Consider the following 2441-nt stretch of genomic DNA (forward strand, 5'->3'; position numbering starts at 1 on the left):
GCGGTGGACTTCGGCGCGATGCGTGCCTGGTTACCCATGCACAGCGAGCAGCCCGGCATTTCGGTGCGGGCACCGGCGCGGCCGTAGATGTTGTAGTAGCCTTCTTCGGTCAGCTGGTGCTGGTCCATCTTGGTCGGCGGGGCGATCCACAGGCGGGTGGGCATGGCGCCGCTTTCCACTTTCTCCAGCAGTTTGCCGGCGGCGCGGAAGTGGCCGATGTTGGTCATGCAGCTGCCGATGAACACTTCGTCGATCTTGGCGCCAGCCACGTCAGACAGCACCTTGGCGTCGTCCGGGTCGTTCGGGCAGCACAGTACCGGCTCCTTGATCTGATCCATGTCGATTTCGATGACGGTGTGGTACTCGGCATCCTTGTCGGCGCGCATCAGTTTAGGATCGGCCAGCCATGCTTCCATGCCGCGGATACGACGCTCGATGGTGCGGGCGTCGCCGTAACCATTGGCAATCATCCACTTCAGCATGGTGATGTTGGATTTCAGGTATTCAGCAACGCTGGCTTCCGACAGGGTGATGGAGCAGCCTGCGGCGGAACGCTCGGCAGAAGCGTCAGACAGTTCGAACGCCTGCTCGACGGTCAGTTCTTCCAGACCTTCGATTTCCAGAACGCGACCGTTGAATACGTTTTTCTTGCCGGCTTTGGCTACGGTCAGGTGGCCTTCTTTAATAGCCTGCAGCGGGATGGCATGAACCAGATCACGCAGGGTGATGCCCGGCTGCATTTTGCCTTTGAAGCGCACCAGTACCGATTCCGGCATATCCAGCGGCATCACGCCAGTCGCGGCAGCAAAGGCTACCAGGCCGGAGCCAGCCGGGAAGGAAATACCCAGCGGGAAACGGGTGTGCGAGTCGCCACCGGTGCCGACGGTGTCGGGCAGCAGCATGCGGTTCAGCCAGCTGTGAATAATGCCGTCGCCCGGACGCAGCGATACACCGCCACGGTTCATGATGAAATCCGGCAGGGTGTGGTGGGTTTCCACGTCAACCGGCTTCGGGTAGGCGGCGGTGTGACAGAACGACTGCATAACCAGATCGGCAGAGAAGCCGAGGCAGGCGAGGTCTTTCAGTTCGTCGCGGGTCATCGGACCGGTGGTGTCCTGGGAGCCGACGGTGGTCATCTTCGGTTCGCAGTACATGCCCGGACGGACGCCCGGCAGGCCGCAGGCCTTGCCGACCATTTTCTGGGCCAGGGTGAAGCCCTTGCCGGTGTCGGCCGGTTGCTCCGGTTTGCGGAACAGATCAGATGCGGGCAGACCCAGTGACTCACGGGCCTTGGAGGTGAGGCCGCGGCCGATGATCAGGTTGATACGGCCACCGGCGCGCACTTCGTCCAGAATTACGTTGGATTTGTGCTGGAACTCGGCAATTACTTTGCCGTCTTTTTCCACCTTGCCCGCGAACGGATAGATGTCGATCACGTCGCCGGTGTTCATGCTGGATACATCGCACTCGAACGGCAGGGCGCCGGAGTCTTCCATGGTGTTAAAGAAGATCGGTGCGATCTTGCCGCCGATGCAGACGCCGCCGGCGCGCTTGTTCGGCACGTACGGGATGTCGTCGCCGAAGTGCCACAGCACCGAGTTGGTGGCGGATTTACGGCTCGAGCCGGTACCGACCACGTCACCCACGTAGGCAACCGGGTGGCCTTTGGCTTTCAGTTCGGCCATTTGCTTGAGCGGGCCGATTTCGCCGTCTTTCTCCGGGAAGATGCCATCACGGGCATTCTTCAGCATGGCGTTGGCGTGCAGCGGCATGTCCGGGCGGCTCCAGGCGTCCTGGGCCGGGGACAGATCGTCGGTGTTGGTTTCGCCGGTCACCTTGAACACGGTGACGGTCATCTTCTCGGCCAGATCCGGGCGGCTGGTGAACCACTCGGCGTCGGCCCAGCTTTGAATCACTTCTTTGGCCAGTTTGTTGCCGGCTTTGGATTTCTCTTCCACGTCGTGGAACGCATCAAACACCAGCAGGGTGCCTTTCAGGGCTTCCGCTGCGGTCACGCCACACTCGGCGTCGTCCAGCAGGTCAACCAGCGGGGCAACGTTATAGCCGCCCTGCATGGTGCCCAGCAGCTTGGTGGCGTGCACGCGGGAAATCAGCGGGGAGGTAGCGTTGCCTTTGGCAACGTCAGCAAGGAACGCCGCTTTCACGTAAGCGGCCTGGTCCACGCCCGGCGGAATACGGTTTTCCAGCAGATCAACGAGGAATGCTTCTTCGCCTTTTGGCGGGTTTTTCAGCAGCAGTACCAGTTCGGCAACCTGCTGTTCGTTAAGCGGTTTCGGCGGCACGCCTTCGGCGGCGCGTTCTTCAACATGTTTGCGATAGGCTTCAAGCACAATATTTCCCTCGTCTGCTGTTTTGATTTCTTTTGGAAATCAAATGATTAGGGTTAATTCCGGGGGTGGCAAAACGGCGCGATTATAGAG

Annotated in this window: 1 protein-coding gene; it reads right to left on the reverse strand. The window is 60.5% G+C overall.

All coding sequences use genetic code 11. From position 1 onward, the window contains the following. Positions 1–2351: bifunctional aconitate hydratase 2/2-methylisocitrate dehydratase (gene acnB / locus J1C54_RS16165; protein ID WP_229149948.1), on the reverse strand; the 2351-nt coding region annotated here is incomplete at its 3' end. Between the last annotated feature and the right edge of the window lie 90 nt (positions 2352–2441).

Origin of the sequence: Alcanivorax sp. 1008 (genome assembly GCF_020667895.1) — a bacterium.
In the GTDB taxonomy this organism is placed as follows: domain Bacteria; phylum Pseudomonadota; class Gammaproteobacteria; order Pseudomonadales; family Alcanivoracaceae; genus PGZG01.